Origin of the sequence: Pseudomonas batumici, from assembly GCF_000820515.1 — a bacterium.
GTDB classification, from domain to species: Bacteria; Pseudomonadota; Gammaproteobacteria; order Pseudomonadales; family Pseudomonadaceae; genus Aquipseudomonas; species Aquipseudomonas batumici.
The window spans coordinates 1-25,560 of record NZ_JXDG01000057.1 but is presented as its reverse complement, the minus strand read 5'-3'; the positions used below and the strand labels follow the sequence as shown (position 1 = coordinate 25,560).

Below are 25,560 nucleotides of genomic sequence, written 5' to 3'. Positions count from 1 at the left end.
AAACGAGTCGGCTATGACGCCTGTAGTACCTCATCCGCCTGACCACCCTCCTCCTGGATCACCAGGTGAATGAAGTGCAGCTTGGCAATGGTTGCCGGCGGTAGCACAAAGGGGTAGAAATCCGGCTGCCCCATGCTGCGGGACAGTTCGTTGAGCATGCCCGCCAGTTCGATCCAGGCATTGACGAACGACAGGAACGCCGGTCCCTCCGGATGCCCCGCGTCATAGAGCGCGCTCAGTGGAAACGACGGATAGTCGAAATCCGATTCCTTGGCGCTCATGCCAAAGCCCAGCGCCGTGTCCACCGCGTCCATCATGTGCAGGTAGTGAGCCCAGGTTTCCGCCCAGTCTTCCCAGGGGTGCATGCTGGCGTAGGCACTGACGAAGCCTTGCTGCCAGTCCTGTGGTGCGCCTTGCTGGTAGTGGCGCTCCAGGGCGTCGGCATAACTGGCGCGCTCGTCGCCGAACAGACCGCGAAACGCTTCCAGCCAGTGACTGTCGGCAATCAGTCGGTCCCAGTAGTAATGCCCCACTTCATGTCGGAAATGGCCGAGCAAGGTGCGGTACGGCTCATGCATCTGCACCCGGACTTTTTCCCGGTGGGCGTCGTCGGCTTCCTTGATGTCGAGGGTGACCAGGCCGTTGGCGTGGCCGGTCATGGGCGCCTTGCCTTCCAGGTCGACGCCGACGAAGTCGAAGGCCAGGCCGTTTTCTTCGTCCCAGGTTTTCGGGATGACGCGCAAGCCGAGGCTGATCAGTTGGGCGACCAGGCGACGCTTGGCGGTTTCGACCTTGCGCCAGCGCTCGGGGTTTTCCGCGATGGACAGGTCGGGAATGGTGCGGTTGAGGGCGCAGGCGGTGCACAGGGTGCTGCCGTGGGCGTAGGGAATCAGCCAGTTGCAGGCGGCCGCGGTGTCGAGGTTGGCGCAGCGGCGGAACAGGCCGGCGTCGAGGTCGGTGTCCAGCTGCCAACTGTCCGGGTAGGGACCGGGCCGGAGGGATGACAGTGTACTGCCCTGTGGCTCGTAGCCCAGTGCCGCGGAACAGGCCAGGCATTGGCTGTTGCGGAAAAATACCGATTGGCCACAGCGGCAATGCCAGATCTTGCTGCCCCGCGATGGCTCGCTGATGAAAGGGGCGGCGATGCGTGAGCTGAGTTGTTCGAAAAACCGGTACATGGCGATCTCTCCCTGGGCCCGCCAAGACTAGATCATTGGGCGCGATGGCGGGTTCCCTGATGCAGGGAAGAAACACGGACTGTAGGAGCCGGCTTGCTGGCGATGGCGTTCTTGAGAGCGCTATCGCCGGCAAGCCGGCTCCTACACGGGATCGAGGTATATTCGGCGCTGGCGTAGGGGTTTAGACCTCGATGCCATGTCCTTTCAGGAACACCACGAACGCCTCTTCATCCAGCACCTTGAGTCCCAGCTCGTTGGCCTTCGCCAGTTTCGAGCCGGCACCCGGGCCCGCCACCACGCAGTGGGTCTTGGCCGATACCGAACCCGCCACCTTGGCCCCCAGGCTTTCCAGCTTGTCCTTGGCCACATCACGACTCATCAGCTCCAACGAGCCGGTCAGCACCCAGGTCTGCCCCGTCAGCGGCAAGCCTTCCACCGCCTTTTTCTCGCTCTGCCAATGCATGCCGAAATCGCGCAGCTGCACCTCGATCGCCAGGGCACGCTCGGCATTCCCCGACTGGGCGAAGAATTCCCGCACGGCATTGGCCGGCTTTTCATTCAACGCCTGACGCAGATCCAGCCAGTCCGCCGCGATAATGCCCTCGACCGAACCGAACTTGGCTGCCAGCTTCTCCGCCGCCGTCGGCCCCACCGAGCTGATGTCCAACTTCGCGATCAGTCCGCCCAGGGTGGTGCTGGCGGCAAACTCGGCCCCCAGTTCGCCCTGGTCCTGCAATTCCAGCCCGCGCTCCAGCAACTGCGCGATGACCGTACGGTTGTGTTCGTCTTCAAAGAAGCTGTGGATCTCGTAGGCCACTTCCGTGCCGACATCCGGCAGGTAGGTCAGCACCGCCGGCAGGGCCTGCATGACCCGCTCCAGCGAGCCAAGGGAGCGCGCCAGGACCTTGGCCGTTTCCTCACCCACATCGGGAATGCCCAGGGCGTAGATAAACCGCGCCAGGCTCGGTTTCCGGCTGTCGGCAATGGCCTCCAGCAGGTTGCGCGTCGACAGCTCGGCAAAGCCTTCCAGGTCGACGATCTGCTCGTACGCCAGGGTGTAGAGATCCGCCGGCGAGGCGATCAGCTTTTCATCCACCAGTTGCTCGATGGTCTTGTCGCCCAGGCCTTCGATGTCCATGGCCCGACGGGAAACGAAGTGGATGATCGCCTGCTTGAGTTGCGCGCCACAGGCCAGCCGGCCGACGCAGCGATACACCGCACCTTCGCTGACCGTCTCGCGGCCCTTGCTGCGTTTGATCAGTTGCGTGCGCTCGACATGGGAGCCGCACACCGGGCAATGCTCCGGGATCTGCACGGCACGGGCATCTTCCGGACGCCGCTCGGTCACCACCTGCACCACTTGCGGAATCACGTCACCGGCCCGGCGAATGATCACGGTATCGCCGATCATCAGCCCCAGGCGGGCCACTTCGTCCATGTTGTGCAGGGTGGCGTTGGACACGGTCACGCCCGCCACCTTGACCGGCTTGAGTCGGGCCACGGGGGTGACGGCACCGGTGCGGCCCACCTGGAACTCCACGTCGAGCAATTCGGTGAGTTCTTCCATGGCCGGGAATTTGTGGGCGATGGCCCAACGCGGTTCACGGGCGCGAAAACCCAGTTCACGCTGGGACGCCAGGCTGTTGACCTTGAACACCACGCCGTCGATTTCGTACGGCAGCGCGTTACGCCGCTCACCGATGTCGCGGTAATAATCCAGGCACTCGCCGATCCCTTTCGCCAGCTTGAGTTCGCGGCTGACCGGCATACCCCACTCCCGGAGCTGCTTCAGGTTGCCGATATGGGTGTCGGCAATCTCGGCGGACACCTGGCCCAGGCCGTAGCAGCAGAACTCCAGCGGACGACTGGCGGTGATCTTCGAATCCAGCTGGCGCAGGCTGCCGGCCGCGGCGTTACGCGGGTTGGCGAAGGTCTTGCCGCCGGCTTCCAGCTGCGCAGCGTTCAGCCGTTCGAAGCCGGCCTTGGACATGAAGACTTCGCCGCGCACTTCCAGGGTCGCCGGCCAGCCACTGCCGTGGAGCTTGAGGGGGATGTTGCGCACGGTGCGCACATTGACGCTGATGTCTTCGCCGGTGGTGCCGTCGCCACGGGTGGCGCCACGGACCAGGGCGCCGTCCTGGTAAAGCAGGCTGACCGCCAGGCCGTCGAGCTTGGGCTCGCAGCTGTATTCGACCTCGGCAGCGCCGCCGAACAGGTCGCCGGCCGGCAGGTCCAGGCCTTCGCCGACCCGGCGGTCGAACTCGCGCATGTCGGTTTCTTCGAAGGCGTTGCCCAGGCTCAGCATGGGGATTTCATGACGGACCTGGGTGAAGGCCGACAAGGCGGCGCTGCCGACACGCTGGGTCGGCGAATCGGCGCTGACCAGTTCCGGGTGCTCGGCCTCCAGGGCCTTGAGTTCGCGGAACAGGCGATCGTATTCGGCGTCCGGAATGCTCGGCTCGTCGAGGACGTGGTAACGGTAGTTGTGCTGATCCAGTTCAGCGCGCAACTCTAGAATCCGGGTGTGGGCGGCGGTCATGGAGTTCTCTCATGAAGCAAAAGAGCAGCCGAGGCTGCTCAATATGTTAGTGCGGTAGGAGCCGGCATGCTGCGGGCGGCGTTCCGATGTTGAGCGCAAAGCGCTCAACACTCAGCGCTTCTGGGTCAGGGCGCGACGCTCGAACTCGACGATGCGCTGGCGGTAGTGCTCGATGGTCTGGGCGGTCAGCACACTACGCTGGTCGTCCTTCAGTTCGCCATTGAGCTCTTGTGACAATTTGCGAGCAGCGGCCACCATCACGTCGAAGGCCTGCTTCGGATGCCGCGGACCCGGCAGGCCCAGGAAGAAGCTCACCGCCGGCGTGGTGAAGTGGTCGATATCGTCGAGATCGAACACACCCGGCTTCACCGCGTTGGCCATGGAGAACAACACTTCGCCATTACCGGCCATGCTTTCGTGGCGATGGAAGATATCCATCTCGCCGAAACGCAGGCCGCTTTCGAGGATGTTCTGCAACAGGGCTGGACCTTTGAAACCGTTGGCATCGCGACTGATCACGCTGATCACCAGCACTTCTTCCGCCGCCGGCTGTTCTTTTTCCTGACGCGCCGCCGGCTTGTTGCCGGCCTCGGCGAAGTCATCGTCGCGGCTGCTGAAGCTCGGACCTTCATCCAGGTCCAGGTTCAGGTTCAAATCGCCCTGGCTCGGCTCGCCACCGCGCTTGCCGCGCTTGGACGGCTTTTCGCGACCTTCGCGCACCGGCATGCTCACCGACGGCAGGTCATGCTCGTCCAGCTCAGGCTCCTTATGGGTATCCAGCACACGGGCCGGGCCCAGCAGCTCGGCGCTGCCGTCATCGTCCGGCAGGTTGGACAGGTTTCTGTCCAAACGGAACTTGAGCTTGCCCTTGCCACCGCGCATCCGGCGCCAGCCATCGAAAAGAATACCGGCAATGACTATGATGCCGATGACGATCAGCCACTCGCGCAGACCGATTTCCATGTAATCCCGTGCCTCTAAATAAATGGTTCTATGAAGAAAGGGCCGAAAACCCTTTAAAGCGTGGCGCCAACTCTATGTTCTGACAGGCCTTTTTTCCCACGCACAAGAAAACTTGACATTAAATTAACACGACCCAAGGAAACTTTACACCGTCTGTCGTACAGGCTTGCATTTATAAGTCCCCAAGGATCGGCGCTAGTTCCCACGACGGCCAAGGAAATCCCCTTACGCCTCAAATATCTTTGCCTCAGCGGCGGACGACTCAGGCGTCCACCATGGCCATGGCCTCCTCCACATCCACCGCCACCAGCCGTGAGCAACCCGGCTCGTGCATGGTGACCCCCATCAGTTGATCGGCCATCTCCATGGCGATCTTGTTGTGGGTGATATAGATGAACTGCACCGTTTGTGACATCTCTTTGACAAGCCGGGCGTACCGTCCAACGTTAGCGTCATCCAGCGGGGCGTCAACTTCGTCGAGCATACAAAACGGTGCCGGATTCAATTTGAAGATGGCAAACACCAGCGCCAGGGCGGTGAGGGCCTTTTCGCCACCGGAGAGCAAATGGATGGTGCTGTTCTTCTTGCCCGGGGGCCGCGCCATGATGGTGACCCCGGTGTCGAGCAGATCATCACCGGTGAGTTCGAGGTAAGCACTGCCGCCGCCGAACACTTTTGGAAACAAAGCTTGTAGCCCAGCGTTGATCTGGTCGAAGGTGTCCTTGAAGCGATTGCGGGTTTCCTTGTCAATCTTGCGAATGACGTTTTCCAGGGTGTCGAGGGCTTCCACCAGGTCGGCGTCCTGGGCATCCAGGTAACGTTTACGCTCGGATTGTTGCTGGTATTCGTCGATGGCCGCGAGGTTGATCGCGCCCAGGCGCTGGATCCGCGCGGCGATGCGCTCCAGCTCTTCCTCGGCCTCCTTCTCGCTGGCATCAGGGGTCAGAGTGGCGAGCACGCCGTGCAGGTCGTAGCCGTCTTCCAGCAACTGGTCCTGCAAGGTCTTGCGCCGTACGCTGAGGGCCTGCCATTCCATGCGCTGCTGTTCGAGCTGGCCGCGAATCAGCTGGGACTGCTGCTCGGCCTGGCTACGGCGCTTCTCGGCGTCACGCAGTTCGCGGTCGGCGTCTTCCAGGGCGATCTGCGCGCTCTTGAGTTCGACATCGACGCTCATGCGCTTGTCGAGCAACTCTTCGAGCTTGAGGCGCAGTTCTTCCAGCGGTGCCTCGCCCTCCTCCAGGTTCAGGCTCAGTTGCTCGCGCTTTTCGCTCAGGCGCTCGGACTGCAGCTCCAGGCGCTCCAGGGCCTGACGGGTGGAGTCGTGCTGGGCCTTGAGCGAGCCGAGGCGCACCGCCAACTGGTGGGCGTGATCCTTGTGCTGCCGGGCTTCCTGGCGAACCCGGTCGAGGCGTTCGCGCAGGCTGTCGCGCTGGGCCAGCAGCAACTCGCGCTGCTCGGTGTCGACGGCCATGGTGTCGAGGGCCTCCTGCAGTTGCAGGCGGGCCTCACCGACCTCTTCGTGTTCCTGGGCACGCTGCTCGGCCAGCTCACCCAACTCTTCATCGAGACGGGTACGGCGCAATTGCAGCTGTTCGACCTTGGCCTTGCCGGCGGACAGCTTGGCCTTGAGCTCGCCCTGCTGGCGGGCTTCGTCCTGCAGCAAACGGCGCAGGTGTTCGCGACCGGTTTCCTGCTGGCGCTGGGTGGCACGCAGGGTTTGCAGGCGGGTTTCGAGGGTGGCCAGGGTTTCTTCGCGCTCTTCACGTTCCTGGCCCAGGCGCTGGATTTCCTGGCCACGGGCAAGCACGCCGCTCTCGGCCTCGCTGGCCCGCCGCACCCGCAGAAAATGCCGACCGACCCAGAAGCCGTCGCGGCTGATCAGGCTCTCCCCGGCCGCCAACCGGCCCCGCTGGGACAAGGCCTGCTCAAGGCTTTCGACGGGTTTGACCTGTCCCAGCCAGGGCGACAGGTCGATCTGCGCCTCGACCTTCTCCAACAGGCTGCCCGGCACCCGGGCACCATCCGCCGAAGGACTGAGCAGGCGCAGATCGCCCTGCTGGAAACCGCCCAGGTCGAGACCGGTGAAATCATCCACCAATACGGCCTGCAGGTCGGCGCCGAGCACGGTTTCCACCGCCAGCTCCCAACCCGCCTCGACCTTCAGGCCCTCGGCCAGAAGCGGCCGTTGCGCCAACTGCTGCTCACGCAGCCACTCGGCCGTGCCGGTGCCCGGATCGAGCGCCGCCTGCTGCAAGGCCTCCAGGGAGGCCAGCCGGCCATTGAGGCGCTGCAAGTCGCCCTGGGCCTGCTGCTGGTCCTGCATGGCCTGCTGCAAATCCTGGCGCAGCTGTTCCAGGCGCTCGACCTGAGCTTCTTCGCTGGCCTGCAAGTCTTCCAGGGTCTGCTCGCTCTCGGCCAACTGCTCGCTGAGTTCGAGGATCGCCGCGTCTTCCGGGTCGGCGGACAGCAAGGCGCGCTCTTCGGCCAGGCGCCGCTGGCGCTCGGCCAGGCGCTCCATGCTGGTTTCCAGCTGCTGGATGCGCGACTGCTGGACTTCGGCCTGACGCCGCGGCTCGGCCGAGCTCAGGTTGAAGCTGTCCCACTGCTCCTGCCAGCCGTGCATGGTGGCTTCCGACTCTTCCAGCGCGGCGGCGGCCTCTTCGGCGGCAGCGCTGGTCAGTTCCTGCTCGGGGCCGAGCATCGCCAGCTCTTCACTGAGGGTCGCCAGCAAGGTGCGGTCGTGGCCCAGGTGGGATTCGGTTTCCAGCCGGGCCCGCTCGGCTTCGCGCAAGTCGTCCTGCAACTGGCGCAGGCGCTGCTGGCCATGCTGGATGTTCTGTTCGACCCGGGCGATATCGCCGCCGACCGAATAGAAGCGCCCCTGCACCAGATTGAAGCGTTCGGACAGCTCATGGTGCCCGTCGCGCAGGCGTTCGATGCTGGCATCGGCATTGCGCTGCTCGGCCACCAGGGCTTCGAAGCTGATTTCCTGGTTGCCGATGATCGCTTCGCGCTGGCCGACCTGTTCGTTCAGCGCCTGCCAGCGCAGGGCCGACAGCTGGGCCTTGAGCTGACGCTCCTCGGCCTTGTATTCCTGGTATTTCTCGGCGGCCTGGGCCTGGCGGTGCAGGCGTTCGAGCTGGCGCTCCAGCTCTTCGCGCAGGTCGGTCAGGCGCGCCAGGTTTTCATGGGTCCGGCGAATGCGGTTTTCGGTCTCGCGACGGCGCTCCTTGTACTTGGAGATGCCTGCCGCTTCCTCGATGAAGTTGCGCAGGTCCTCGGGCTTGGCTTCGATCAGCTTGGAGATCATCCCCTGCTCGATGATCGAGTAGCTGCGCGGGCCCAGGCCGGTACCGAGGAAGATGTCGGTGATATCCCGCCGCCGGCATTTGGTGCCATTGAGGAAGTAGCTGTTCTGGCTGTCGCGGGTGACCTTGCGGCGAATGGAGATTTCCGCGTAGGCGGCATATTCGCCGATCAGGGTGCCGTCGGAGTTGTCGAACACCAGCTCGATGCTCGCCTGGCTCACTGGCTTGCGGCTGGTGGAGCCGTTGAAGATGACGTCGGTCATCGACTCGCCGCGCAGGTTCTTCGCCGAGCTCTCGCCCATCACCCAGCGGACGGCGTCGATGATGTTCGACTTGCCGCAACCGTTGGGACCGACCACCGCCGCCATGTTGCTGGGGAAGTTCACCGTGGTCGGGTCGACGAAGGACTTGAACCCCGCCAACTTGATGCACTTGAGCCGCACGCTTAATCGACCGCCAGGGCAGACAGGACGATGTCGCAGCTACGCTGGGCGTAGTTGGCCAGGACCGTGCGGATCAGCGCCAGGTCGCGGGCCATGACGGCGGCCAGCAGTTGCGAGAACAGGGTCAGGTATTCGCTCATTTCCGCCTTGCGCCGCTCCAGCGCCAGGTAGTAGGCGCGGCTCATGGCCGGTTGCAGGTTCTCGACGGTTTCCTGCAGGTACGGGTTGTCGGCGAACGGAAAGGCGGCGCGCATCACGTTGAAGCTGTCTTCGACGAAGGTGCGGATGTCCTGGCGCTCGAAACTGGCGCTCAGGCGCTGCTGCAATTGCAGGAACGGCGCGAGGTCGGCCTGCTCCGTCCAGCGCTGGGCCACGGCGTTGCCCAGCAGGATGTACAACTCGCTCATCAGGGTGCACAGGCTCTGCACCTTGTGCGCGGTCAGCTCGGTGACATGGGCACCACGCCTGGGCAGGATGGCGATCAGATGGCGGCGCTCGAGAATCAGCAGCGCTTCGCGTACAGAGCCACGGCTGACATTGAGTGCCAGCGTGACCTTCTGTTCCTGGATGCGCTCCCCGGGCTTGAGATCGCCGCGAATGATGCGTTCGGCGAGGTGGTGAGCAATTTGCTCGGCGAGGCTGTCCGGCGCCTTGAACGTCATGGTTTTCCTTCAAAATCTTCGATCAGTGCAAGCGGCGCAGTGTAGCGCACTTGATACAGGGTGGCGCAGGGCCGCGAGGACGGAATTTGGCACGAATCCAGCAATTATTTCAGCGGCTAGACTGAGAGAAAGCGCTCTACGCTCTCAATCGCGATATTTTCCTGACCTTTGAGTCAGATATTTGTTGACCGGAAAGTCAGACCTCACTAAATTCTGCTCATTGGTCAACAACAATAATGAGTCTGCGAGGCCTTCCGTGATCCAGTTTTTACTCAACCAGGAACTCCGTCGCGAGCACGCCCTGGACCCGAATCTGACGGTGCTCGAGTATTTGCGCGAGCACCTGGGCAAGCCCGGTACCAAGGAAGGCTGCGCCAGCGGCGACTGCGGCGCCTGCACCGTGGTGGTCGGCGAGTTGCATCGCGACGATTCGGGCCATGAGCACATCCGCTATCGCAGCCTCAATTCCTGCCTGACCTTTGTCTCGTCGCTGCACGGCAAGCAGCTGATCAGCGTCGAAGACCTCAAGCACCAGGGCCAACTGCACAGCGTGCAACAGGCCATGGTCGACTGCCACGGTTCGCAGTGCGGTTTCTGCACGCCAGGCTTCGTGATGTCGCTGTTCGCCCTGCAAAAGAACAGCGACGCACCGGACAGCCACAAGGCCCATGAAGCCCTGGCCGGCAACCTCTGCCGCTGCACCGGCTACCGGCCGATCCTGGCCGCCGCCGAACGCGCCTGCTGCAACAAGCCGGCCGACCAGTTCGACGCCCGCGAAGCCCAGACCATCGCCCAACTCAAAGCCATCGCCCCCAGCGAAACCGCGGAACTGAACAGCGGCGACAAGCGCTGCCTGGTGCCGTTGACGGTCGCCGACCTGGCCGCGCTCTACGACTCGTATCCGCAAGCCCGGCTGTTGGCCGGCGGCACCGACCTGGCCCTGGAGGTCACCCAGTTCCACCGCACCTTGCCGGTGATGATCTATGTCGGCAACGTGGCTGAACTCAAGCGCATCGAAACCTTCGACGACCGCCTGGAAATCGGTGCCGCCACCCCGCTCTCCGATTGCTACGCCGCCCTCAAGGCCGAGTACCCGGACTTCGGTGAACTGCTGCAACGCTTCGCCTCGCTGCAGATCCGCAACCAGGGCACCCTAGGCGGCAATATCGGCAACGCCTCGCCCATCGGCGATTCGCCACCGCTGCTGATCGCCCTGAACGCACAACTGCGACTGCGCAAGGGCGACGCCACTCGTACCCTGGCGCTGGAAGACTATTTCATCGACTACCGGGTCACCGCCCGCCAGGACAGCGAGTTCATCGAAAGCATCAGCGTGCCCCGGGCCAGTGCCGCCTGGCAGTTCCGCGCCTACAAGGTTTCCAAGCGCCTGGATGACGATATCTCGGCGGTCTGCGCGGCCTTCAACCTGCGCATCGAAAACGGCGTCGTGGCCGAGGCGCGGATCGCCTTCGGCGGCATGGCGGCGATTCCCAAACGGGCCAGGGCCTGCGAACGCGCACTGCTCGGCCAGCCCTGGAACCTGGACAGCCTGGAACGTGCCTGCACGGCGCTGGGAGAAGATTTCACCCCGCTGTCGGACTTCCGCGCCAGCAAGGAATATCGCCTGCTCAGTGCCCGCAACCTGCTGCGCAAGTACTTCATCGAACTGCAAACACCGTACATCGAGACTCGGGTGACCGCTTATGTCTAACCCTCACGTGGTGGAAAAAACCCAGGCCGAGATGGCCGAACTGTTCGCCCGGGACCTGAGCACCGGCGTCGGTCGCAGCGTCAAGCACGAAAGCGCCGACAAGCACGTGTCCGGCGAGGCGGTGTATATCGACGACCGCCTGGAGTTCCCCAACCAGTTGCATGTCTATGCACGGATGTCCGACCGCGCCCATGCGCGCATCCTCAGCATCGACACCACGCCGTGCTACGCCTTCGAGGGGGTGCGCATCGCCATTACCCACGAAGACATTCCCGGCCTCAAGGACATCGGCCCGCTGCTACCGGGCGACCCGTTGCTGGCCATCGACATCGTCGAGTTCGTCGGCCAGCCGGTGCTGGCCGTGGCCGCCCGCGACCTGGACACCGCACGCCAGGCGGCCATGGCCGCGGTGATCGAATACGAAGACCTGGAGCCGGTGCTGGATGTGGTCGAGGCCCTGCGCAAGCGCCATTTCGTGCTCGACAGCCACACCCACAAGCGCGGCGATTCGGCCGCCGCCCTGGCCACTGCCGAACACCGTATCCAGGGCAACCTGCATATCGGCGGGCAGGAACACTTCTACCTGGAAACCCAGATTTCCTCGGTGATGCCCACCGAAGACGGCGGCATGCTCGTCTACTGCTCGACCCAGAACCCCACCGAAGTGCAGAAGCTGGTGGCCGAGGTGCTCGGTGTGTCGATGAACAAGATCGTGGTCGACATGCGCCGCATGGGCGGCGGTTTCGGCGGCAAGGAAACCCAGGCCGCCAGCCCTGCCTGCCTGTGCGCGGTGGTGGCGCACCTGACCGGGCAACCGACCAAGATGCGCCTGCCACGGGTCGAAGACATGCTCATGACCGGCAAGCGCCACCCCTTCTATATCGAGTACGACGTCGGCTTCGACAGCAACGGCCGCCTGCACGGAATCAACCTGGAACTGGCGGGCAACTGCGGCTGTTCGCCGGACCTGTCGGCGTCGATTGTCGACCGGGCGATGTTCCATGCCGACAACGCCTATTACCTGGGCGACGTCACCGTCAACGGCCACCGCTGCAAGACTAATATCGCCTCCAACACCGCCTATCGCGGTTTCGGCGGCCCGCAGGGCATGGTCGCCATCGAGGAGGTGATGGACAGCATCGCCCGGCACCTGGGCCTCGATCCGCTGGCGGTGCGCAAGGCCAACTACTACGGCAAGACCGAGCGCAACGTCACCCATTACTACCAGACCGTCGAGCACAACATGCTCGAAGAGATGACCGCCGAACTCGAAGCCAGCAGCCAGTACGCCGAGCGGCGGGAAACCATTCGCCGCTACAACGCCCACAGCCCGGTGCTGAAAAAAGGCCTGGCGCTGACACCGGTGAAATTCGGCATCTCGTTCACCGCCAGTTTCCTCAACCAGGCCGGGGCGCTGGTGCACGTCTACACCGACGGCAGCATCCACCTGAACCACGGCGGTACGGAGATGGGCCAGGGCTTGAACACCAAGGTCGCGCAGGTGGTGGCCGAGGTGTTCCAGGTGGAAATCGACCGGGTGCAGATCACCGCCACCAACACCGACAAGGTACCCAACACCTCGCCCACCGCCGCCTCCAGCGGTGCCGACCTGAACGGCAAGGCGGCGCAGAACGCCGCCGAGATCATCAAGCAGCGGCTGGTGGAATTTGCCGCGCGGCAGTACAAGGTCAGCGAGGCGGATGTGGAGTTCCGCAACGGCCATGTGCGGGTACGCGACCAGATCCTGACGTTCGAGGCGTTGATCCAGCAGGCGTATTTCGCCCAGGTGTCGCTGTCGAGCACCGGTTTCTACAAGACGCCGAAGATCTACTACGACCGCAGCCAGGCGCGTGGCCGGCCCTTCTACTACTTCGCCTTTGGCGTGGCCTGTGCCGAGGTGATCGTCGATACCCTGACCGGCGAGTACAAGCTGCTGCGCACCGACATCCTGCATGACGTCGGCGCCTCGCTGAACCCGGCCATCGATATCGGCCAGGTGGAAGGCGGCTTTATCCAGGGCATGGGCTGGCTGACCATGGAGGAGCTGGTGTGGAACGCCAAGGGCAAGTTGATGACCAATGGCCCGGCCAGCTACAAGATCCCGGCGGTGGCCGACATGCCGCTGGACCTGCGGGTCAGGCTGGTGGAGAACCGCAAGAACCCGGAAGACACGGTGTTCCATTCCAAGGCGGTGGGCGAGCCGCCGTTCATGCTGGGGATTGCCGTGTGGTGCGCGCTCAAGGATGCGGTGGCGAGCCTGGCGGATTACCGGGTTCAGCCGAAGATCGATGCACCGGCCACGCCGGAACGGGTGTTGTGGGGCTGCGAGCAGATGCGCCAAGCCAAGGCGGAGAAGACGATGGTGATCGAACAGACGACGGAGAGGTGTCTATGAACAGCTGGCTCAGCGCCCTCGCCGACCTGCAGAACCAGGGTGAACCCTGCGTGCTGGTGACCATTATCGAAGAGCTCGGCTCGACACCGCGCAATGCCGGTTCGAAAATGGTCGTCAGTGCGGCCAGCAGCTTCGACACCATCGGCGGCGGTCACCTGGAATACAAGGCCATGCAGATCGCCCGCGAGATGCTCGCCAGCGGCCAGCAGAGCACCCGTCTGGAACGCCTCACGCTCGGCGCCAGCCTCGGCCAGTGCTGCGGCGGGGTCACGGTGCTGCTGTTCGAGCCCATAGGCCAGGTCCAGGCGGAAATCGCCGTGTTCGGTGCCGGGCATGTCGGTCGCGCCCTGGTCCCCTTGCTGGCCAGCCTGCCCTGCCGGATACGCTGGATCGATTCCCGCGAGCAGGAGTTTCCGGAGCAGATCCCCAGCGGCGTGCGCAAGATCGTCAGCGAGGAGCCGGTGGACGAAATCGAGCACCTGCCCGTGGGCAGCTACTGCATCGTCATGACCCATAACCACCCGCTTGACCTGGAGCTCAGCGCCGCGATCCTCAAGCGCAACGACTTCGCCTACTTCGGCCTGATCGGCTCGAAGACCAAACGGGTCAAGTTCGAACACCGCCTGCGCGAACGCGGCTTCGACAACGGCGTACTGCAACGCATGCGCTGCCCGCTGGGATTGGCCGAAGTCAAAGGCAAGCTGCCCGTGGAAATCGCCATCTCCATCGCCGGCGAGATCATCGCCACCTATAACGCGAATTTCGGCCAGCACACCGCGAGCGCCGAACCCATTGCCAAACTGCTGCCGGCTTCGCGCCGCAGCCAGGCCACGCACTGAGAGAAACCATGCCTTCGAACCGCAAAGCCTACCGCGCCGCCCTCCTCCACAGCCTCGCCGATCCGGCCGAGGTCGGCATCGAGGCGTCCTATGAATATTTCGAAGACGGCCTGCTGGTGGTCGAGAACGGCCGCATCATCGCCCTCGGCGCTGCCAGCGATCTGTTGCCGACCCTGAGCGCCGACGTTGAAGTCATCCACCATACCGACTCGCTGATCACCCCGGGCTTTATCGACACCCATATCCACCTGCCGCAGACCGGCATGGTCGGCGCCTATGGCGAGCAATTGCTGGACTGGCTGAACACCTACACCTTCCCCTGCGAAAGCCAGTTCGCCGACCCGGCCCATGCCGAGGAAGTCGCGGATATTTTCATCAAGGAACTGCTGCGCAACGGCACCACCACCGCACTGGTCTTCGGCAGCGTGCATCCGCAATCGGTGGAGGCCTTCTTCGAGGCCGCCAGCAAGCTCGACCTACGGATGATCGCCGGCAAGGTGATGATGGACCGCAACGCGCCGGACTACCTGACCGACACCGCCGAGTCCGGCTACCTGGAGAGCAAGGCGCTGATCGAGCGCTGGCATGGCAAGGGGCGCCTGCACTATGCGGTGACGCCGCGTTTTGCACCGACTTCAACGCCGGAGCAATTGACCCTGGCCGGTCAGTTGCTGGGCGAATACCCGGACCTGTACATGCAGACCCATATCAGCGAGAACCTGCGGGAAGTGCAGTGGGTCAAGGAGCTGTTCCCCGAGCGCAAGGGCTATCTGGATGTCTATGACCATTACCGGTTGCTGGGCGAGCGCTCGGTGTTCGCCCATGGCGTGCACCTGTGTGACGACGAATGTGCACGCCTGGCGCAGACCGGCTCGGCGGTGGCGTTCTGCCCGACGTCGAACTTCTTCCTCGGCAGCGGCCTGTTCAACCTGCCGATGGCGGAGAAGCACAAGTTGAATGTCGGCGTGGGCACGGACGTGGGCGGCGGGACCAGCTTCTCGATCCTGCAGACGCTGAACGAGGCCTACAAGGTGATGCAACTGCAGGGGGCACGCTTGAGTCCGTTCAAGTCGCTGTACCTGGCGACCCTAGGCGGCGCCCGGGCGTTGCGCCTGGAGGACAAGGTCGGCAGCCTGCAACCGGGCAGCGACGCCGACTTCCTGGTGCTCGACTACCACGCCACACCGCTGCTCAGCTATCGCCTGAAGCAGGCGAAGAACATTGCCGAGACCTTGTTCGTGCTGATGACCCTGGGGGATGACCGGACGGTGAAGCAGACCTACGCGGCGGGGAACCTGGTGCACCAGCGCTGAGGCCCCCGATCTACAGCTTTGCCGCAGGCCGCCCCGGTTTCTTGGCCTGCAGCAAATGCGAGAACACCGCATGCAGGTCATCCGAGGCGCTTTCCTCGTCGAGGTTGAGCTTGCTGTCGATATGGTCCATGTGGTGCATCATCAGGTCCACCGCCAACACCCCGTCCCGGGCCTCGATGGCGTCGATCAACTGGGTGTGTTCATCGTAGGAGCAGTGCGAGCGGTTACCGCTTTCGTACTGGGCGATGATCAACGAAGTCTGCGACACCAGGCTGCGCTGGAAGCTGATCAGCGGGGCGTTCTTCGCCGCCTCCGCCAGCTTGAGGTGGAACTCGCCGGAAAGGCGGATCCCCGCCCCACGATCGCCCCGGGAAAAACTGTCGCGCTCGTCGTTGACCAGCTGCCGCAACTGGGCCAGCTCCTCGGCCGTGGCGTGCAATACCGCAAGCTCGGTAATCGCCTTCTCCACCATGCGCCGGGCCAGGAACACCTGGCGGGCTTCCTCGACACTGGGGCTGGCCACCACCGCGCCACGGTTCGGTCGCAACAACACCACGCCTTCATGGGCCAGGCGCGACAAGGCGCGCCGAATGATGGTCCGGCTGACCCCGAAAATCTCCCCCAGCGCTTCTTCGCTCAACTTGGTCCCGGGCGCCAGCCGCTGTTCGAGAATCGCCTCGAAGATATGCGCGTAGACGATATCGTCCTGGGTCCCGGTGCGGCCGGCCTTGCCGGCGCGCGGTTGTTTCTTGAGGGGCTGCAACTGTTCGTTCATGGGCACTCGGATCGGAGACGGCGGCGAATGGACCTCGGCTGGCGAACGGCACAGCGGGTCACTGACAAGTAGCACGGAAAAGCATGGCACATTGTACACAAACCTGGGTGCCAACACGACTGTACGGCTGTTTGCCGCGCCGGCTGTATTGCAATCAGCGGTCACCTTTACGTTTAGTCTACCGAAACCGTTATCGCCCGTTTTCCCTGTACAAGGAATGCCGCCCCATGACCGATCTCACCCAGGCACGCCTGCGCCCATTGGCCGACACGTCGCCCTCCGCCGTGGTCGCCGGTTTTATCGCGATGATGACCGGCTACACCAGTTCCCTGGTGCTGATGTTCCAGGCCGGGCAAGCCGCGGGGCTGACCAGCGGCCAGATATCCTCGTGGATCTGGGCCCTGTCGATCGGCATGGCGATTTGCAGCATCGGCCTGTCCCTGCGCTATCGCACGCCGATCACCATTGCCTGGTCGACGCCCGGTGCGGCGCTGTTGATCACCAGCCTGTCCGGGGTGACCTACGGCGAGGCGATCGGCGCCTACATCACCTGCGCGGTGCTGGTGACCCTCTGCGGCCTGACCGGCAGTTTCGAGAAGCTGGTCAAGCGCCTGCCCTCTTCACTGGCGGCGGCCCTGCTGGCGGGCATCCTGTTCAAGATCGGCAGCGAGATCTTCATCGCCGCGCAACATCGCACCGGGCTGGTGCTGGGGATGTTCTTCAGCTACCTGATCGTCAAGCGCCTGTCGCCGCGTTATGCCGTGCTGGCCGCCCTGCTGGTCGGTACCGCCCTGTCGGGCATGCTCGGGTTACTGGATTTCAGCGGCTTCAACCTGGAGGTGGCGAAGCCGGTATGGACCACGCCGTCGTTCTCCCTGGCCGCGACCATCAGCATCGGCATTCCGCTGTTCGTGGTGGCCATGACCTCGCAGAACATGCCCGGTATTGCCGTGCTGCGCGCCGACGGCTACAACGTGCCGTCGTCGCCGTTGATCAGCGTGACCGGGATCGCCTCGCTGCTGCTGGCGCCCTTCGGCTCCCACGGGATCAACCTGGCCGCCATCAGCGCGGCCATCTGCACCGGGCCGCATGCCCATGAGGACAAGCGCAAGCGCTACACGGCCGCCGTCTGGTGCGGGATTTTCTACGGGATTGCCGGGACCTTCGGCGCCACCCTGGCGGCCCTGTTCGCCGCCCTGCCCAAGGAGCTGGTGCTGTCGATCGCGGCGCTGGCGCTGTTCGGCTCGATCATGAACGGTTTGTACCTCGCCATGACCGAGCCCAGGGAACGGGAAGCGGCACTGATCACCTTCATGGTGACGGCGTCGGGGTTCACGCTGTTTTCGGTGGGTTCGGCCTTCTGGGGGATCGTGGCGGGGGTGCTGACGCTGATGATCCTCAACGCGCGCAGGACCTGAGCACACTGCAAAACCTGTAGGAGCCGGCTTGCTGGCGATGGTATCGACGCGGTGTCCTGGCAAACCGCGTCGCCTGCATCGCCAGCAAGCCGGCTCCTACAGGAAACGCGTTCAGCCGGGCCTGAGCGGATCAGATCCGGAAATGCCCCACCATCCCCTTCAATTCCATCCCCAGTTGCGCCAGCTCGATGCTTGACGCCGCGTTGCCCTGCATCGCCACCGCCGACTGATCGGCGCTGGCGCGAATGCTCGTCACGCTGCGATTGATCTCTTCGGCCACCGAACTCTGTTCCTCGGCCGCCGCCGCGATCTGCTGGTTCATCTGCTGGATCAGCGACACCGCCGCGGCGATGCTGCCCAGCGCGCTCTCGGTCTGCAACGCGTCGCTGACCGCCAGCTTGACCAACTCGCCGCTGCTCTGGATCTGCTGCACCGACGTCTGCGCCGCCGCGCGCAGGGCACTGACCAGGCGCTCGATCTCTTCGGTGGACTGCTGGGTGCGCTTGGCCAAGGCCCGCACCTCATCGGCCACCACGGCAAAGCCACGGCCCTGCTCACCGGCACGGGCCGCCTCGATGGCCGCGTTGAGGGCCAGCAGGTTGGTCTGCTCGGCCACGCTCTTGATCACGCTGAGCACCGTGCCGATGTTCTGGATTTCCGCGCTGAGGCTTTCGATGCTCTGGCTCGCCGAGTTGGCCGAATCCGCCAGTTGCTCGATACGCTGCATGCTCTGGCGCACCACCTGCTGGCCGCTGTCGACCTTGCCGTCGGCGGTCTGCGCCGCCTGGGCGGCTTCTTCGGCATTGCGCGCGACATCGTGCACCGTGGCCGTCATCTGGTTCATGGCGGTGGCGACCTGCTCGGTCTCCTCCTTCTGGGTGCTGACTTCCAGATTGGTCTGCTCGGTGACCGCCGACAACGAATGCGCCGACGTCGCCAGTTGCTCGATCCCCGCCTGCAGGCCGCTGACGATACCGCTCAAGCCCGCGCCCATCTGCTGCATGGCCAGCATCAGCTGACCGATTTCATCGCGGCGCTTGACCTCCACCTTGCCGGTCAGGTCACCGGCGGCAATCTGCTGGGCCACCAGAATCACACTGCGCAGCGGCGCGACAATCAGGCGGGTAATCACCAGCGCCGCCACCAGGCCGACCAGCAAGGCCAGGGCGGACGAGCCGATGATCAGCAGCGAGTTCTTCTTCAGCTCGGCCTGCATCGACAGGTCCTCGGCGGCATAGGCCTGGTTGACCCGCTCCACCACCTGGGCCGCGCGCTCATGCAACTGCTGGTAAACCTTTTTCTCCTGCTCCAGCAGGCCGGTGTATTCGGTCAGCTTTTCGCCGAAGCTGGCGATGTGGCCGCTGACCTCGGTGAGCACTGTCTGGTAGCCGGGGTCCTTGACCGAAGCCTTGAGTTGCTCCACCTGGGCCAACGCCTGGTCGGCCTGCTCGATCTTGCCCTTGTTCTGGTTCTCTTCATCGCCTTTGCGGCTCTGGTCCAGGCGCACCCGGGCCTCGTTCATCGCCTGCAACATCAACTGCGAGACATGGCTGACCTGACCGGCCTGCTCGACAAAATCCTTGCCGTCCTTGCCCTGGGAGTCCTTGAGGGCATAAGTGCCGTCATCGGACAGGCCGGACTGCAGCACATCCAGGTTGTTCGCCACGCTGTCAACCGACCAACTGGCCATTTCCAGCGCCAGGTCCTTGGTCTGGTTCAACTCGACGAACTCGTCGAACGCCTTGCGGTAGGCGCCCAGGGCCTGCTCGACATCGGTCATGACCGGCACATTGGCCGGCGATTGCGCCTTGAGGGTCTGCGCCTGCGCCAACAGGCCGTCGACGCCCTTGTGCAGGGCATCGACCGTCTTGGGGTCCGAATGCAACGCATATTCCTGCTCGAGCAAACGCACCCGCAGCAACTGGCTGTTGAGCGAAGACATCTGCTTGAGTCCATCGAAGCGCAAGCTGATGGTTTGCAAGGACCAGACGCCGATGGCCGCCACCAGACCGGTCAGCAGCAATACCAAGGCAAACCCGATACCCAGTTTCTTGGCCATACCGAGGTTGGCGAAACGTCCTTGCGCGGCAGAAATCATGGCGCTAAATCCCCGATTAGAAGGCTGAAGGTGCACACGCCCATTCAAGATTCGTGCAGATTGGCAATCGGGACGGGTAAAGCACAAGCCTCTGGCGCCGGAATAATGGCCAGAAGCTACATCCGCGTCGCTTTCAGAATGGTCGAGGTCGATTCGGCGCTACCCAGCAGACGGAAGAACTTCTGCGCGCGCAGATCCGAAGCATAGGCCACATTGATCCGCAGCCAGTCGCTGGGTGTACCCTGCGGCATGAAGGCTTCACCCGGCGCCAGCAGCACCCCCAGCTTGCGCGCGCGCGCCAGCACCTGCGCCAGTGGATAACCCGGGCTGCGCGCCCAGATGAACATGCCGCCGGCAGGCTCGGCGAACACCTCCCAGCCCGCCCTCTCCAAGGTATCCAGGGTGGTGATCCGTTCCACGCCCAGGCGCTGGCGCAGTCGCTGCACCAACTTGCGATAGGTGCCATTGGCCAACAGCGTGGCGACCACGCACTCGGCGAAACGCGAGGCACCGAGGCTGGTGATCATCTTCACTTGCGCCAGACGCTGGATCAGTTCGCCCCGGGCGCGGACGAAGCCGACCCGCAACGAGCTGCTCAGGGTTTTCGAGAATCCGCCCACGTAGATCACCCGCTGGGCGTTATCCAGCGCAGCCAACTGCACGCCCGGCCCGCTCTGGAGATCGCTGTAGACCGCGTCCTCGATGATCTGGAAGTCATGGGCCTGCGCCAACTGCAACAGTTGGGTGGCCACCGCCAGGCTCAGGCTGGTACCTGTCGGGTTGTGGTAGAGGCTGTTGATGAACAGGCACCGCGGGCGGTACTGCTGCAACAGCTTGCGCAATTGCTCCAGGTCCGGCCCGGAATGTGTCCGCTCCACCTCCAGCAACTTGACCCCCTGCAGTGCCAGCAGCTTGTACAGGTTGGCGTAACCCGGTGTTTCCACCAGCACGCAGTCACCCGGCTTGAGCAGGTGGCGCACCAGCAGGTCCAGCGCCTGGGTGACCCCGTGGGTCGTGAGGATCTGCTCGGGGGCGCAGGGGATACCCTTTTGCACCAGGCGCTTGTGGATCTGCTGACGCAACGCCAGCAGTCCCAGGGGCGTGCTGTAGCTGAACATCCCATGCATCTGCGTACGACTGACCTGGCGAATGGCATAGGCGATGTCATCGCTCTCGCGCCAGCTTTCGGGCACCCAGCCGCAGCCCAGCTTCAACTCGCCCAGGGGATGCTCGCTGAAGCCCCCCCACTGCGCTTCCAACCCTTCATACCATTGCGGCTCGCCGCTGTCCCGGGCATCACCCTGGGCGTCCGAGACAATAAAGGCCGAGCCGTTGCGGGGCGTCAGCACCCCTTGGGCCACCAGGCGCTGGCACGCTTCCAGGACATTCGCCTGGCTGAGCAGGTTGTCCTTGGCCAACTGTCGAACGGATGGCAGGCGAGTCCCGGGTCCCGCGCGATGGCTACGAATCCACTCGATCACCGCGTTGACGATTTGCTGCACGACGGGAACCAGCGCCTGCCGATCAATTTCCAAATCCATTGTGTTTGACGCTCCAACCCATTGTTATCTCTCGTTAAACAGTTAAACACAAAAGACCGGGGGCCTTGCTTGCACAAAAAGCCTCTCGCCGGCGCCCTGGAAGGCCCGCCCGCCGGGCCCTGGAGACACCGACTGACGCGCGGAAGGGAATCCACCGACTGTATTTCCAACACCGGCGGACATAAAAAAACCCGCCATTAGGCGGGTTCCTTGCAAAAGGGCTACTGCCCCGGGCGAAGCGAGCGACAGCTCAAATCGCGGTGGCTCCGCCGTCCACGGCCAGGGCATGGCCGGTGGTGAAAGCGGCGCCGTCGCTGCACAGGTACAGCACCGCACTGGCGATCTCCTCGACCTTGCCGATGCGTCCGACCGGATGCATGGCCGCCGCGAACTCGGCTTTCTTCGGATCGGCCTCATAGGCGCGACGGAACATGTCGGTATCGATCACCGCCGGGCAGACGGCATTGACGCGGATTTTCTTCTTCGCGTATTCGATCGCCGCCGACTTGGTCAAACCGATGACCGCATGCTTGGACGCCGCGTAGATACTCATCTTCGGCGCCGCGCCAAGGCCGGCTACCGAGGCCGTGTTGACGATGGCACCACCGCCCTGGGCCAGCATCAGCGGCAACTGGTGCTTCATGCACAGCCAGACGCCTTTGACATTGACGCCCATGATCGCGTCGAACTCGTCCTGGGTGCCATCGGCCAGCTTGCCTTTCTCGATCTCGATACCGGCGTTGTTGAAGGCGTAGTCGACCCGTCCGTAGGTACTCACGGCCTGGGCCATGAGGTTCTCGACATCCGCCTCCTGAGTGACATTGCAACGCACGAACACGGCGTCGCCGCCAGCAGCGCGGATCAGCTCGACCGTGCCTTCGGCGCCGGCGACGTCAAGGTCGGCGACGACCACCTTCAGGCCTTCGGCGGCGAACGCCAGGGCGGTCGCGCGGCCAATGCCGGCCGCCGCGCCGGTCACCAGGGCTACCTGGCCGGAAAACGTCATGCTCATGGTGATGTCCTCAATGCAATACGAAAGGGCTGCTGTGCTCTCAAGTCTAGCCAGCGGACCGACGGTCACGGCAGCACTATCAGAAGGCCGGTTAATGGCTCATGCATCGCAGTGATAAGTTCCTGCGACCTTTCATCATTGAAGTGGATCGCGGCCTATTCGCCTGACCTGCAAAACTTGCCGTCGGCCCGATGAGGGTCTATCTACAAGACTTCATTGATCTTCGAGTGCCTGCCATGACCACCCAGAACAATCGCCAATTCCTGCTGGCCAAGCGCCCGGTCGGCCCTGCGACCCGCGAGACCTTCACCTACCAGCAAGTGCCGGTGGGCGAGCCGGGAGCGGGCCAGATCCTGGTCAAGAACCAATACCTGTCCCTTGACCCGGCCATGCGTGGCTGGATGAACGAGGGCAAGTCCTACATCCCGCCGGTGGGTATTGGCGAAGTGATGCGCGCCCTGGGTGTCGGCCAGGTCGTGGCCTCCAACCACCCGGGCTTTGCCGTCGGCGATCATGTCAACGGCGCCCTGGGCGTGCAGGATTATTTCCTCGGTGAGCCGAAGGGCTTCTACAAGGTCGATCCGAAACTGGCGCCGTTGCCGCGCTACCTGTCCGCCCTGGGCATGACCGGCATGACCGCCTACTTCGCCCTGCTGGATGTCGGCGCCCCGAAAGACGGCGAAACCGTGGTGATTTCCGGCGCGGCCGGCGCGGTCGGCAGCATTGCCGGACAGATCGCCAAGCTCAAGGGTTGCCGGGTGGTGGGGATTGCCGGCGGCGCCGAGAAGTGCCGGTTCCTGATTGACGAACTGGGCTTCGATGGCGCCATCGACTACAAGAGCGAGGACGTCAACACCGGCCTGAAACGCGAATGCCCGAAAGGCGTCGATGTGTATTTCGACAACGTCGGCGGCGATATTCTCGACGCGGTGCTCACCCGCCTGAACTTCAAGGCCCGCGTGGTGATCTGCGGCGCCATCAGCCAGTACAACAACAAGGAAGCGGTGAAAGGCCCGGCCAATTACCTGGCGTTGCTGGTCAATCGCGCCCGCATGGAAGGCTTCGTGGTGATGGACTACGCCAGCCGCTTCGCTGCGGCCGGACAGGAAATGGCCGGCTGGATCGCCAAGGGCCAGCTCAAGAGCAAGGAAGATATCGTCGAAGGCCTGGAGACCTTTCCGGAGACGCTGATGAAGCTGTTCAGCGGGGAGAATTTCGGCAAGCTGGTGCTGAAGGTCTGAACCGGCGTTTTTCCAGCTGATCGTCGCGTGAGCAATCGGGCAGCGACCGATTGCTCACGACGGGGCCATGTCAGGCCAGCTCGGCCACCACCGCCGCCAGCGCCTGGGCCGGGTCGGCCGCCTGGCTGATCGGACGACCGATCACCAGGTAATCGGAACCGGCATCCAGCGCCTGACGCGGGGTCAGGATACGCCGCTGATCATCCTGGGCAGCGCCCGCAGGACGAATCCCCGGGGTCACCAGTTGCAAGCCCGGGTGGGCACTCTTGAGCGCCGTGGCCTCCATGGCCGAGCACACCAGGCCGTCCATCCCGGCCTTTTCCGCCAGCGCCGCCAGACGCAATACCTGCACCTGCGGGTCGACATCCAGGCCGATGCCAGCCAGGTCCTCGCGCTCCATGCTGGTCAATACGGTCACACCGATCAACAACGGCTGCGGCCCACTGCGCTGGTCCAGCACCTCACGGCACGCCGCCATCATGCGCAGGCCACCGGAACAATGCACGTTGACCATCCACACGCCCATCTCCGCCGCCGCCTTGACCGCCATGGCCGTGGTGTTGGGGATGTCGTGGAATTTCAGATCGAGGAACACCTCGAAGCCCTTGTCACGCAAGGTGCCGACAATGTCCGCCGCACAGCTGGTGAACAGCTCCTTGCCGACCTTGACCCGGCACAGCTTCGGGTCCAGTTGATCGGCCAGCTTCAGGGCTGCGTCACGGGAAGGGAAATCCAGGGCGACGATGATAGGCGTCTGGCAGGCGGACATGGGCGGGCTCTCTGGCAAGTCGAAATCGGCGCGCATTGTAGCGGAACCCGGGGCGGACCGGGACCCGGTGATCGGTAAATCTAGCCTTGATGCGCCATAAATGCCCGAGCTCGCACCAAAGCAAGTCGAAATCCAGGTGAACATCGGCGAAACGTCCTCGATACGACAGCTTTTCGTCTATTACGACCTGATCCCGGCGACTGGCACGCCCGCTGCACTCACCTGATCCGAGCAGTATCCAAACCGTTCAGGGAGAAACGCATGAACACACAACTCAAACCCACGCTGGGCACGTTGCACCTGTGGGGTATCGCGGTCGGCCTGGTGATCTCCGGCGAATACTTCGGCTGGAGCTACGGCTGGGGGAGCGCCGGCACCCTGGGCTTTCTCGGATGGGCGCGGGCTTGAGCGGTATCGTCAGCGGCCTGCAGGCGGGGATCGAGCAACTGGCGACGTCGGCGCATTCGTTGTCGGCGGTCACCGAGCAGACCAATCTGGAAGTCAGCACCCAGAAGGAGGAGACCGAGCAGGTCGCCACCGCCATGAACCAGATGACGGCCACGGTGCACGATGTCGCGCGCAATGCCGAAGAAGCCGCCCAGGCGGCGCAGACCGCCGACGGCAAGGTCGACAGCGGCCAGCAGGTGGTGCGCCAGAGCATGCAGCGTATCGAGCAACTGGCGGATTCGGCCAACTCGGCGAGCCAGAGCATCGAAAGCCTCAGCGCGGAAATCCAGAACATCGGCACGGTGCTCAGCGTGATCAAGAGCGTGGCCGAGCAGACCAACCTGCTGGCCCTCAACGCGGCCATCGAGGCGGCCCGTGCCGGTGAGCAGGGCCGTGGCTTTGCCGTGGTGGCCGATGAGGTGCGGGCCTTGGCCAAGCGCACCCAGCAGTCCACCGAAGAGATCGAGCGCCTGGTCAGTGCCCTGCGCGCGGCGGCGCAGACGTCGGTGCAGCAGATCCAGAGCAGCGGCGAGTTGGTCAAGCTGGCGGTCAGCGACGCGTTGCAGACCGAGAGCGCGCTGGGCAGCATCGCCGCGGCGGTGTCGCTGATCCAGCAGATGAACCAGCAGATCGCGGCGGCGGCCGAGGAACAGAGTTCGGTGGCCGAAGAGATCAATCGCAGCGTGACGAGCATTCGCGCCAGCGCCGATCAGTCGGCGGTGGCGATGCAGGGCAACGCGGCGTCAAGCATCGAGCTGGCGCAACTGGGGATGGAATTGAAGGGGATGGTGGGGCATTTCCGGATCTGATCCGCTCAGGCCCGGCTGAACGCGTTTCCTGTAGGAGCCGGCTTGCTGGCGATGCAGGCGACGCGGTTTGCCAGGACACCGCGTCGATACCATCGCCAG

General features: G+C 63.8%; 18 protein-coding genes and 1 pseudogene. 8 read left to right on the top strand and 11 right to left on the bottom strand.

Features of this window, described 5'->3' with window-relative positions:
- Window positions 1-11 precede the first annotated feature (11 nt).
- From UCMB321_RS21165 to UCMB321_RS21145, 5 genes are all read right to left on the bottom strand, one after another.
- Window positions 12-1,178, bottom strand: coding sequence for a zinc-binding metallopeptidase family protein (locus tag UCMB321_RS21165; RefSeq protein WP_040070406.1), 1,167 nt, complete (start codon window positions 1,176-1,178; stop codon window positions 12-14).
- 181 nt (window positions 1,179-1,359) lie between these two features.
- Window positions 1,360-3,717, bottom strand: a complete 2,358-nt coding sequence (gene ligA / locus UCMB321_RS21160; protein ID WP_040070405.1) for an NAD-dependent DNA ligase LigA — start codon at window positions 3,715-3,717, stop codon at window positions 1,360-1,362.
- Between the two features lie 111 nt (window positions 3,718-3,828).
- Window positions 3,829-4,680 (bottom strand): cell division protein ZipA, encoded by an 852-nt coding sequence (gene zipA, locus UCMB321_RS21155; protein WP_040070404.1) that lies wholly within the window; start codon window positions 4,678-4,680, stop codon window positions 3,829-3,831.
- Window positions 4,681-4,942: 262 nt separating this feature from the next.
- Entirely contained in the window at window positions 4,943-8,431 is a 3,489-nt protein-coding gene (smc, locus tag UCMB321_RS21150) for a chromosome segregation protein SMC (RefSeq protein ID WP_040070403.1), read from the bottom strand.
- Window positions 8,432-8,433: 2 nt separating this feature from the next.
- Window positions 8,434-9,093 (bottom strand): GntR family transcriptional regulator, encoded by a 660-nt coding sequence (locus UCMB321_RS21145; protein WP_040070402.1) that lies wholly within the window; start codon window positions 9,091-9,093, stop codon window positions 8,434-8,436.
- Between the two features lie 256 nt (window positions 9,094-9,349).
- Between UCMB321_RS21145 and xdhA the strand changes: the two genes are divergently transcribed.
- The 4 genes from xdhA to guaD are packed head-to-tail and all read left to right on the top strand — an operon-like array spanning window position 9,350 to window position 15,351.
- Entirely contained in the window at window positions 9,350-10,804 is a 1,455-nt protein-coding gene (xdhA, locus tag UCMB321_RS21140) for a xanthine dehydrogenase small subunit (protein ID WP_040070400.1), read from the top strand.
- Entirely contained in the window at window positions 10,797-13,199 is a 2,403-nt protein-coding gene (xdhB, locus tag UCMB321_RS21135) for a xanthine dehydrogenase molybdopterin binding subunit (RefSeq protein WP_040070398.1), read from the top strand. The genes xdhA and xdhB overlap by 8 nt, the downstream gene beginning before the upstream one ends.
- Window positions 13,196-14,038 (top strand): xanthine dehydrogenase accessory protein XdhC, encoded by an 843-nt coding sequence (gene xdhC, locus UCMB321_RS21130; protein WP_040070396.1) that lies wholly within the window; start codon window positions 13,196-13,198, stop codon window positions 14,036-14,038. The genes xdhB and xdhC overlap by 4 nt, the downstream gene beginning before the upstream one ends.
- An 8-nt stretch (window positions 14,039-14,046) precedes the next feature.
- Complete coding sequence (gene guaD / locus UCMB321_RS21125; protein WP_040070395.1) at window positions 14,047-15,351, top strand: guanine deaminase; 1,305 nt, start codon at window positions 14,047-14,049, stop codon at window positions 15,349-15,351.
- A gap of 10 nt (window positions 15,352-15,361) precedes the next feature.
- Here the strand turns inward: guaD and UCMB321_RS21120 are convergent, their stop codons facing one another.
- Window positions 15,362-16,126 carry a GntR family transcriptional regulator gene (locus tag UCMB321_RS21120; protein WP_040070393.1) on the bottom strand — a complete coding sequence of 255 codons (765 nt, stop codon included), beginning with the start codon at window positions 16,124-16,126 and terminating at the stop codon, window positions 15,362-15,364.
- 227 nt (window positions 16,127-16,353) lie between these two features.
- Between UCMB321_RS21120 and UCMB321_RS21115 the strand changes: the two genes are divergently transcribed.
- Window positions 16,354-17,544, top strand: coding sequence for a benzoate/H(+) symporter BenE family transporter (locus UCMB321_RS21115; RefSeq protein ID WP_040070392.1), 1,191 nt, complete (start codon window positions 16,354-16,356; stop codon window positions 17,542-17,544).
- A 130-nt stretch (window positions 17,545-17,674) separates the two neighbouring features.
- Here the strand turns inward: UCMB321_RS21115 and UCMB321_RS31845 are convergent, their stop codons facing one another.
- From UCMB321_RS31845 to UCMB321_RS21100, 4 genes and pseudogenes are all read right to left on the bottom strand, one after another.
- Window positions 17,675-18,379 carry a methyl-accepting chemotaxis protein gene (locus UCMB321_RS31845; RefSeq protein ID WP_425338594.1) on the bottom strand — a complete coding sequence of 235 codons (705 nt, stop codon included), beginning with the start codon at window positions 18,377-18,379 and terminating at the stop codon, window positions 17,675-17,677.
- Between the two features lie 204 nt (window positions 18,380-18,583).
- Window positions 18,584-18,760, bottom strand: a pseudogene (locus tag UCMB321_RS31840) (HAMP domain-containing protein); the annotation flags it as partial.
- Between the two features lie 998 nt (window positions 18,761-19,758).
- Window positions 19,759-21,183, bottom strand: a complete 1,425-nt coding sequence (locus UCMB321_RS21105; RefSeq protein ID WP_040070389.1) for an aminotransferase-like domain-containing protein — start codon at window positions 21,181-21,183, stop codon at window positions 19,759-19,761.
- A 250-nt stretch (window positions 21,184-21,433) separates the two neighbouring features.
- Window positions 21,434-22,195, bottom strand: coding sequence for an SDR family oxidoreductase (locus UCMB321_RS21100; RefSeq protein ID WP_040070388.1), 762 nt, complete (start codon window positions 22,193-22,195; stop codon window positions 21,434-21,436).
- Window positions 22,196-22,431: 236 nt separating this feature from the next.
- Here UCMB321_RS21100 and UCMB321_RS21095 point away from each other — a divergent pair, with 236 nt between their 5' ends.
- Window positions 22,432-23,436 carry an NADP-dependent oxidoreductase gene (locus UCMB321_RS21095; protein WP_040070387.1) on the top strand — a complete coding sequence of 335 codons (1,005 nt, stop codon included), beginning with the start codon at window positions 22,432-22,434 and terminating at the stop codon, window positions 23,434-23,436.
- Window positions 23,437-23,506: 70 nt separating this feature from the next.
- Here UCMB321_RS21095 and pyrF read toward each other — a convergent pair whose 3' ends face one another.
- On the bottom strand, window positions 23,507-24,205 hold the full coding sequence (gene pyrF, locus UCMB321_RS21090; RefSeq protein ID WP_040070385.1) for an orotidine-5'-phosphate decarboxylase: 699 nt from the start codon (window positions 24,203-24,205) through the stop codon (window positions 23,507-23,509).
- A gap of 261 nt (window positions 24,206-24,466) precedes the next feature.
- On the opposite strand from pyrF, the gene UCMB321_RS30815 reads away from it, so the two are divergent.
- The gene (locus tag UCMB321_RS30815) at window positions 24,467-24,613 is read left to right on the top strand and encodes a hypothetical protein (RefSeq protein ID WP_157016017.1); all 147 of its coding nucleotides are present in this window, start codon (window positions 24,467-24,469) and stop codon (window positions 24,611-24,613) included.
- Window positions 24,598-25,461: a methyl-accepting chemotaxis protein gene (locus UCMB321_RS21085; RefSeq protein ID WP_425338592.1), complete on the top strand. Its 864-nt coding sequence runs from the start codon at window positions 24,598-24,600 to the stop codon at window positions 25,459-25,461. The genes UCMB321_RS30815 and UCMB321_RS21085 overlap by 16 nt, the downstream gene beginning before the upstream one ends.
- The last annotated feature ends 99 nt before the right edge of the window (window positions 25,462-25,560 follow it).

Excerpts from the sequence above, each read along its gene's own strand:
- UCMB321_RS21165 (WP_040070406.1), bottom strand. The coding sequence starts at position 1,178 with ATGTACCGGTTTTTCGAACAACTCAGCTCACGCATCGCCGCCCCTTTC.
- ligA (WP_040070405.1), bottom strand. The coding sequence starts at position 3,717 with ATGACCGCCGCCCACACCCGGATTCTAGAGTTGCGCGCTGAACTGGAT.
- zipA (WP_040070404.1), bottom strand. The coding sequence starts at position 4,680 with ATGGAAATCGGTCTGCGCGAGTGGCTGATCGTCATCGGCATCATAGTC.
- UCMB321_RS21145 (WP_040070402.1), bottom strand. The coding sequence starts at position 9,093 with ATGACGTTCAAGGCGCCGGACAGCCTCGCCGAGCAAATTGCTCACCAC.
- xdhB (WP_040070398.1), top strand. The coding sequence starts at position 10,797 with ATGTCTAACCCTCACGTGGTGGAAAAAACCCAGGCCGAGATGGCCGAA.
- xdhC (WP_040070396.1), top strand. The coding sequence starts at position 13,196 with ATGAACAGCTGGCTCAGCGCCCTCGCCGACCTGCAGAACCAGGGTGAA.
- guaD (WP_040070395.1), top strand. The coding sequence starts at position 14,047 with ATGCCTTCGAACCGCAAAGCCTACCGCGCCGCCCTCCTCCACAGCCTC.
- UCMB321_RS21120 (WP_040070393.1), bottom strand. The coding sequence starts at position 16,126 with ATGAACGAACAGTTGCAGCCCCTCAAGAAACAACCGCGCGCCGGCAAG.
- UCMB321_RS21115 (WP_040070392.1), top strand. The coding sequence starts at position 16,354 with ATGACCGATCTCACCCAGGCACGCCTGCGCCCATTGGCCGACACGTCG.
- UCMB321_RS31845 (WP_425338594.1), bottom strand. The coding sequence starts at position 18,379 with ATGACGGCCACGGTGCACGATGTCGCGCGCAATGCCGAAGAAGCCGCC.
- UCMB321_RS21105 (WP_040070389.1), bottom strand. The coding sequence starts at position 21,183 with ATGGATTTGGAAATTGATCGGCAGGCGCTGGTTCCCGTCGTGCAGCAA.
- UCMB321_RS21100 (WP_040070388.1), bottom strand. The coding sequence starts at position 22,195 with ATGAGCATGACGTTTTCCGGCCAGGTAGCCCTGGTGACCGGCGCGGCG.
- UCMB321_RS21095 (WP_040070387.1), top strand. The coding sequence starts at position 22,432 with ATGACCACCCAGAACAATCGCCAATTCCTGCTGGCCAAGCGCCCGGTC.
- pyrF (WP_040070385.1), bottom strand. The coding sequence starts at position 24,205 with ATGTCCGCCTGCCAGACGCCTATCATCGTCGCCCTGGATTTCCCTTCC.
- UCMB321_RS30815 (WP_157016017.1), top strand. The coding sequence starts at position 24,467 with ATGAACACACAACTCAAACCCACGCTGGGCACGTTGCACCTGTGGGGT.
- UCMB321_RS21085 (WP_425338592.1), top strand. The coding sequence starts at position 24,598 with ATGGGCGCGGGCTTGAGCGGTATCGTCAGCGGCCTGCAGGCGGGGATC.